The following is an 8,202-nucleotide window of genomic DNA, read 5'->3' as shown; positions in this document are numbered from 1 at the left end:
TGGCGCCAAGGCTTGGTCTACCTGCGCGAGCTCGGTTGGAACGAGACCATGGCCAACGGCTATGGGCTCTGTGATCTCGCAACCTGGCAGGGCGCGACCTGGCCCTGTGCCGTCTTTGAGCCCGGCCACCCGAATGCCGGTCAATACAAGAGCTATTTTGGTCGGGGCGCCAAGCAGCTCAGCTACAACTACAACTACGGTCCGTTCTCGGCGGCCATCTTCGGCGACGTAGAGACCCTGCTGCAGGACCCAGCGCTGGTCGCGGATTCCTGGCTGAACCTAGCCAGCGCGGTCTTCTTCTATGTCTATCCGCAGCCGCCAAAGCCCTCGATGTTGCATGCGCTGGATGGCACCTGGGAGCCCAACGCCCATGATCTTGCTGGTGGGCTGACGCCGGGCTTCGGGGTCACCACCCAGATCATCAATGGTGGCATCGAATGCGGCGGCAGCAGTGAGCACATCCAGTCGCAGAACCGGATCGACTACTACCTCGCCTTTGCTGAGGCGCTCGATGTGCCAGTGCCTGCGGATGAGGTGCTCGGCTGCGCCAATATGCAACGCTTCGACACCTCAGGCGCGGGTGCACTGGCGATCTACTGGGAGCAGGACTGGAGCAGGCCAAACGCCTGTCAGCTGGTCAATTATCAGACGGCCTTCTCCGCACTGACCCCGGGTGACTATGTGCGTTGCGTCGATTTTTGGTTTGATGTCGAGATCGTCGACGATTGAGCCAGGGGGCGATCACAGAACGTCGGCCTCGGTGCAGACCCGATTCCGGCCGGCGTTCTTGGCCGCATAGAGCGCTCGGTCGGCCCGATTGACGACCTCATCCTGGCTGTCTTGGTCGAGTCGGCAGCTCGCAATACCGGCACTGGTGGTGATGCAAAGCTGCTGGCCTTCGATCCGGAAGTCGCTGGCCTCGATCTGTGCGCGCAGACGCTCGATGAAGCCGACGGCCTGTGCGAGCTCGCTATCGGGCATCAGTAGCAAGAACTCCTCGCCGCCCCAACGCGCGACCCAGTCGGCCTCGCGCGAGCGCTCACGCAGCAGTTTAGCCACCTGTTGCAGCATGCCGTCGCCGACGATATGCCCGAATTCGTCGTTGACCCGCTTGAAGAAATCGAGATCGAGGATGGCGACGCACTAGGTGCGTCGACTGCGCAGACTCTGCGCATGGATGCGCCGAATCGCGCGCCACATGCCGCGTCGGTTCAGGAGGTCGGTCAGTGGATCATGCTCGGCATGATAAGCGAGCTTGAGCTCGGCCTCCTTGCGCCGCGTGACGTCGATGCGCAGTCCGCTTGCGGCAAGCGCGACGCCATCCGCATCGCGGTCATAGATACGCGCATGGTCTTGTAGCCAGACCCAATGTCCATCGCGGTGTCGGAACCGATACTCAGCGGTGAAGTCATCGAGTCCGCCATACATCACCTGCTGACTCTGATCGCTGAAGGCAGCCAGGTCTTGCGGATGCACATGGGCTTCCCACCAACCATAAGTGACCGCGATCTCACCGGGCTCATAGCCGAGCTGGGAGAGGTAGCGCTCGTCAACATAGACCTCGCCGGTGCGAAAATCGGCGGTATAGGTGGCGATGTTGCCAGACTCGAGCGCTAGCTCAAGCATGCGCTGTGTCCGAAGTAGCTCAAGCTCGGCGAGCTTGCGCACGTGGATGTCGCGTCCGGTACCGATGATGGCGATGACCTGCCCCTGATCATCGATCAAGGCCGAATCCGACCAGCCAAACCAGCGCCAGCCCTGGCTGGTCATCGCCCGTTGCTCGAGGTAGCAGCGATGGGGTGGTTGATGGAGTGCCGACATCGCGGCCTCGGTTGCAGCGCGGTCGTCTGGATGCACGAGCGGCATGAAGCGCTGTCCAAGCAGCTCTTCGGGGCGCTGACCGAAGGTTCGGCAATAGCCCGGGCTGACGAATAGGAAGCGGCCCTTGGCGTCGACCTTCACGATCAGGTCGGTTTGTTGCGCGACCAAGAGCCGATAGTCAGCCTCGCTCTTATTCAGAGCGGCCTCCATGAAGCGCTGCTCGGTGACGTCTTGCACGAACCCGACCAGCTTGGAGACCGCACCATTGGTGCCGGCGAGCGCGGTGCCATAGACCTTGACATAGCCATCGGTGCCGTCGTCGCGGCGGATATGCAGGCAGAGATCGTAAGGCTTGCGATAAGCGACACAATCGGCGACGGCGCGCTCTAGGCGTGTCCAGTCTTCTGGATACAGATAGCCCTCGTGCTCGGCGAAGAGGGGCTCGCCCCGCGCTGGATCACGGCGGAAGATGCGAAAGATCTGCGGTGACCATTCGGGCCGCTGGGTCTCGAGATCCAGACACCAATGGCCAAGATGTGCGATGCGCTCGGCTGCTTCCAGCATTTGCTGGAATTGCGCTAGGCTGGGCGGCTGCGGCTCTGCTTGGCTCGGCCGGTGGTCATCCACGGTTGCTTCGACCTCTCTTCCTCGTCCACTGATGACCCGGTTGCGGCCATTGAGACCATGTCTTGCGCTCTAGTCCAACTCGATGGGAAAGAGTATATACCCTCTGGATCAGTGTCTAAGCGATGCGCGTGTGTCGTCAGCCACTAGGGTTGTCTGCGCAAGCTGCTGGATGCGCAGCACGCTGCCCGCAAGGTCCAGCTCGCCGCAACCTGCAATGCGAAATGCGATGCAAAGCCTTGCATGATGACGACTGGTTCGAAAGTGCAGGTCGAATCGGTTATCGATGGCGCGGGCGCTATGATCACTGAGGCGTTCCTGCGGATCGTACTCGACGAGGCAAGCCGTCAGGTGGCGGTCGCTGCAGCTTAGATGGCCTGTGACGCGATAGTCCGTGGCTGGCGCGAGGCCGAAAGGGTCGCGGAGCGGCGCGAGCGCGAGCTGGCCGTCAGGATTGCTGCTGATGATCAACGTGTTGCCTTCGGGTATATCGAAGATCAGCCGGTCTTCCAGCTGCCTGAGGTAGTTCGGATTATCCGGATAGAGTCTGATCTGCCGCTGACCGCGGTCTGGCAGCAAGACCATCAAATCCTGGCCTGGTGGGGTGGCTTCTCGCTTCAGATAAGAAGGCGCGTCAGGCAGGGGTGCTGTTGGGATGAGCCGGGGCAACGCCTGGTCGAGGCCGATCTGGGTCAGTTCGGTTTCGGCGCGCGCTCGCACGGCCATCGGCGCGGCGGCGCCCGGGATGCCGACATGGAGCGCGTCCTCGAAGTGGCGTCGTACCCGCTTGTCGTGTCCGGCCAGTGCTGCGGCCCGAGCCAGGCTGTTGTGCATGCCGCTAAGGAGTAGGCGCTTGACCAGCTCGCGGTCGACGCCCCAGTCGATGGCCTTGCGCGTCAACTGGTGCGCTTGAGCCGTCTGCCCACGCTGAGCGAGTCCGGTTGCGGCGAGCAAGGCGAGCTTCGCCCGATCGGGATGATGATGGAGGGCGTCTAGATCCAGCGCCGCCAATGCATGCCATTGGCCGAACTGCCATTGGGCTCGTGCCCGCTCGAGCAGGTGGACGTCATGCGGGAGCGTTTCCGCGGACTCGGTCTCTGAACCGTTGCCCATGGGCTCTTGAGACATCGCCGATCTCGGTTCCCTCTCACCTTGGTCTGGGGTCGAGCCGAGTAACTCTGCAGCTGGCTCGTCGGCCATTGCTGAGCTGCCCTTCCAGTGCTCAGTGAGTGCCTCTTCCCAGGTCTGAAAAGCTTGCCGGCGTTTCTTCTTGCCCAAGTGATGCTCCCGCCGTGGGTCGCCTCGGTTCAGAGCTTGCTTTAGCACAGGTCGGGCCAATTGTTTCCGGTGGCCTCACCGCGAAACAGACAGTCGATATCCTGACCGGGCGCATCGCTCGGCGGCTATTTGCCGCAAAATGACTAACAAACTACGATAGCGGACCGCGATGGGCGCTGACAAGCTGGAGAGCAAGAGTCCGATGAGCCGTTGGAGCCTGGCTCTGAGTTCCAGCTGGTTCGTTGGCACAGGTTTCGCCTTGGCCTGTTGATTGAGTTATGTGCCTCGGTTACCGAGACGCATCTCGCGCTGCCTCATTGCAGGCCCTATATTGCTTAAGCACGCGAGCACGCATCGCGCTCATCGCAGCCAGCAGGGACGCAGATATCCGATTCTGATGAGGAGTTATGTCCGCACCACTGCCAAAGCTTGAAGGTCGCTTCGATGGCATCTTTGAAAACCATGCTTGCGGCTGGCTCTACAGCGCCGATGCGCCACGGACACGGCTCGAGGTCGAATTGGTATCCGACGATGAGCAAGTCGTAGCCCGAGGTATCGCAAACTGCTTTCGGCAGAGCCTGCTCGAGGCTGGTATCGGCGATGGCAAACATGCGTTCTCGATTCCGGTACCCGCATCGCTGAGCGATGGCGAGGCCCACCGTCTGAGCATCCGCGAGGCCTATAGTGGTCAGGCGCTGGAGGGTGGTGGTCAGCGGTTTCAAGCCGCGGCGATGGCTCAGCCGGCGGCATCGCCGGCTGCGAGGCCAGTCGATCCAGCCGGGCCATCCGGGCCAGCGGCAGCGCCGAGACAGGCTCATGAGGCGCTGAGAGGCGAGCTCTCGGGGTCCGACGGATCGAGCGCATCGGTACCTCAATCGGACTCGCGGTCGCATGGGGTTGCGCTTCAGGGCTGCTTCGACAGGGTTGCGGCTGATCGGGCGATCGGTTGGGTATTTAGCCCCGACGCTCCCGGTACGCGCCTTGAGGTCGAGATCATTTGTGGTGATCAGGTCGTTGCTCGTGGCCGCGCCAACCTCGATCGAGCAGACCTGGTCGGTGCTGGCTATGGAGACGGTCGCCATGGGTTTGATCTGCCGGTTGAACGCAGTCTCTGTCAGGGACCTGAGTCGCTGCTGAGCGCGCGCGAGGCCTATTCTGGCCAAACCCTGCCTGGGAGTCCGCAACGGTTGGATGCGGGGCCGGGGTCCTCGGCTTCTGCGGCGACGCCGGCGATTGGGACGGTCCAGGGGGGCGCGGCTGCGGGGGCCGGGCAGATGACCCATGGTCAGGTCCATGATCGGGCCCATGATCAATCCGGTCACCTGGCCGAGACTGGGGCCCCGGCCGCTCCATTGAGGGTCCATGGCCATTTCGATGATCTTCTGAACGGCAATGCCGACGGCTGGGTCTTCTTCCCCGAGCAGCCGCAGCTGCGCGCTGAGGTTGAGGTGCTCTGCGATGGCCAGGTGGTTGCCAGGGGCCGGGCGGATCGGCTGCGCGCTGATTTGGAGGAGGCGGGCATCGCTGATGGGCGTTGTGCCTTCAGCGTGCCGATCGACCCAGCGCTGCTTAACGGGCAGCGGCATCAGATCAGCGTGCGCGAGCAGCGCAGCGGACAGCTATTGGACGGTGGTCCAATGCCGTTGCCCCGGGAGGCGAGCGGAAGCCTAGGCGGCTCGCCATTGAGTCATCCACAGCCGGCTGAGGCTGATGTCACCCAGCCACATGGTGCTGCGGGGCATGATGAGTTCCAGTCGGCACGGCCGACCGAGTCGGCACTGCGCGGCCCCAAGGCCGAGCAGCGCAACGGCGCCAACGCTGCCGGGCATCCTGGCGGCGTGAGCGCGCCGGCACTGCAGGGGCGCCTGGAGGCCGTGCGCCACGGCCATATTGAAGGATGGGCGCTGGACCCCGTCGATCCGATGCGGCGATTGGAGCTCGAGGTGCTTTGCGATGGGCATCTGCAAGGGCGTTGCGCAGCCGATTTGTATCGCCCAGATCTGGCTGACGCAGGCATCGGCGATGGCAAGCATGCCTTTTCGCTTCCGTTGAATGCTGCGCTGTTTGATGGACAGTCGCATGCGTTTGTCGTGCGCGAGCGTCATGCGGGGCAGCTGCTGGAAGGCAGTCCACTGACCTGTCGGTTGGACCGGCCTGCTTCGCCGGAGCCAGAGCCGAGCGGGGCGCCCGATTGCTCGGCGAATGATGCGCCGGGCGATTGGGGCGCTGCAGCGCAGCCGACGAGGGTTGCGTCTGTTCCGCAGCCGTCGGTGGCAGAGACAGCGCTGGTGCCAGCCTCTGGACCACCAACACCGCCGTCAGCGCCAGCTTCAGCATCGGGTGTCGCACCAGGGTACCCAGTCGGACCAACAGCCGGCTCTGCTGCCGCTCCCCAGACCTCGATTCAATCCGCAGACTCTGAGCTTCAAGGTCGCTTTGAAGGTGTGATCAACGGCCAGGTCTGTGGATGGGCGATTGACCCTCTGCACCCCGAGATGCGAGTGGAGCTTGAGCTCCTCTGTGATGGCGAGCCTCTAGCTCGTATCCGAGCCGACCTTGAGCGCGAGGACCTTGCCGAGGTCGCGCTTGGCGATGGGCGGCATGGGTTCAGATTGACCCTGGACCCCAGATTATTCGATGGACAGCCGCATGAGCTGAGCGTGCGCGTCCACAGCACGCAGCAGTTGCTACCGGGCAGCCCACAACGGCTGCAAAGCGGCGCACCTCCGGCACGGGTGCGCTCGGCGGATGTACAGGGTGCCTTCGAGGCCGTTTCTGGCACACGTGCGGTCGGTTATGCCTGGGATCTCAGTCGTCCGGAACACCGCCTCGAGGTCGAGATCCTCTGTGAGGGTGAGATCGTCGGACGCGCCGCTGCCAACACCTTCCGTCGTGACCTCTACGAGTCTGGCATTGGCGATGGCCGACATGCGTTTTCGGCGCCCATCTCCTATGAGCTGCTCGACGCCAAGCCGCATTGGCTGACCGCTCGCGAGGCCCATACCGGTAAGTCCTTGACCCATGGCCCGCATCTGTTCGAGCAGGCAAGCGCGAATTGGCCGTTCGATCTAATGCCCCGCTCCGAGACACTTAAACAGCTCGAGGAGCTGCTTGCCGAGCCTGGAGTGGCGAGTCGCGCGCCGGATGCAGAGCAGTGTCGGGGGCTGCTCCGCGATGCCTGTCTGCGTCAAGAGATGCGCCAAACCGAGGCCGCGCGTGCGATCTACCGCCAGCTGCTGGCACAGCTCGGCGAGAACGCGCTCTGTCATTGCAAGCTGGCAGAGACCTGGCTCCTGGATGGGGAGCCGGACCCGGCCCTTGATGCCTATCGGCGCGCCGCAGCGCTGCCCTTGCCCATGTTCTGGGCCTATCTCGGGATTGGTAATGCGTTCAAGCTGCGTGATCAATTTGTTGAGTCTGAGGATGCCTATCATTCCGCACTGCGGATCAGCCCACGGGAGCCGCGGGTGCTCAGGCGTCTCGATGAGGTTCGCCTCCATGCGGTGCCGCTGCGTGTTGATCGGCTGATTGCCGATGGCCAGATCGATGAAGGAATTCGGTTGCTGAAGACGCGGCTGATCGAAGAGCCTGATAATCAAATGCTGTTTGACAAATTGTCGACGCTGCTCGCGCGCCAGCATGACTCGACAAGCCACTCCGCTGTGGCGCAGGACGACGAGGTGATTGCCTTCGACAGCTCGCTGCGGATTTTGGAGCTACTGCTCGCGGACGGTGATCGACAACTGCGCGGCGAGGGACAGCGATGAGGGAGCTGCTTGCGCGAATCGCGGCCGATAGCGATCGTGCGCCGGGGACCACGCTCGTGGTCGGCGCCGGCAATGGCGCCGAGCTGCCGATGCTGCGCGCTGTTGGTCAGCGTCGGCTGATCCTGGTCGAGCCCCATCCACAGTTTGCCAATGAGCTCTCAGCTCGTATCTCTCCGGCCGACGGAGAAGAGGTCTGGACCCTAGCCATCGCGCCAGCGCCCAACCACGTGCCTGCCCAAGTGCCCGCGCAAGCGGCCACCCAGCAACGCAATTTGCTGGTGCTGACCAATCTGCGTTACAGCAGCCTCTGCGAGCCAGAGCGTCTGCTCGAGCACGGACCAAATCTGCGCAAGCAGACGCCGATCGAGGTCAGGGTCCGGACCCTGCAAGAGGCGATCGAGACAGCCTCCCCGCAGGCCGATGCGAATAACCTGCTGATCCTGGATGCGCCGGGGCTGAGTGTCGAGCTGCTGCGCCAGACCGAGGCTAGTCTGATTCAACGCTTTGCCTGGATCATCGCTCACGCCAGCAGTGTGTCTGGTCTGTATCGCGGTGAGCCCTCGTATGAGCACGGCACGGAGCGTCTGTCGGCACTCGGTTTTGTCCGCGTGGAAGAAGACCCTGATGCGCTCTATCCTGAGGTTGTGACCCTCTATCGGCGGGATGACCATCGCATCGAGGTCATTCAGCAGGAACGCGTGGTCGAGCGCTT

General features: G+C 63.0%; 6 protein-coding genes. 3 read left to right on the top strand and 3 right to left on the bottom strand.

Features of this window, described 5'->3' with window-relative positions:
* Positions 1–729 (top strand): chitinase (locus ACY693_RS10530; protein ID WP_462321783.1); only part of this gene is annotated, 729 nt, incomplete at its 5' end.
* A 12-nt stretch (positions 730–741) separates the two neighbouring features.
* Here ACY693_RS10530 and ACY693_RS10525 read toward each other — a convergent pair.
* From ACY693_RS10525 to ACY693_RS10515, 3 genes are all read right to left on the bottom strand, one after another.
* Positions 742–1,134: a GGDEF domain-containing protein gene (locus ACY693_RS10525; protein WP_462321784.1), complete on the bottom strand. Its 393-nt coding sequence runs from the start codon at positions 1,132–1,134 to the stop codon at positions 742–744.
* A gap of 9 nt (positions 1,135–1,143) precedes the next feature.
* Positions 1,144–2,385 carry a PAS domain-containing protein gene (locus ACY693_RS10520; RefSeq protein WP_462321782.1) on the bottom strand — a complete coding sequence of 414 codons (1,242 nt, stop codon included), beginning with the start codon at positions 2,383–2,385 and terminating at the stop codon, positions 1,144–1,146.
* A 171-nt stretch (positions 2,386–2,556) separates the two neighbouring features.
* Positions 2,557–3,573: a hypothetical protein gene (locus tag ACY693_RS10515; protein WP_462321781.1), complete on the bottom strand. Its 1,017-nt coding sequence runs from the start codon at positions 3,571–3,573 to the stop codon at positions 2,557–2,559.
* 557 nt (positions 3,574–4,130) lie between these two features.
* Between ACY693_RS10515 and ACY693_RS10510 the strand changes: the two genes are divergently transcribed.
* Positions 4,131–7,490, top strand: coding sequence for a tetratricopeptide repeat protein (locus ACY693_RS10510; RefSeq protein WP_462321780.1), 3,360 nt, complete (start codon positions 4,131–4,133; stop codon positions 7,488–7,490).
* On the top strand, positions 7,487–8,202 hold a 716-nt coding region (locus ACY693_RS10505; protein WP_462321779.1), incomplete at its 3' end, for a class I SAM-dependent methyltransferase. The genes ACY693_RS10510 and ACY693_RS10505, both read left to right, overlap by 4 nt.

This window comes from Halochromatium sp. (assembly GCF_054919635.1).
This window is presented reverse-complemented; position numbering and strand designations above follow the sequence as displayed.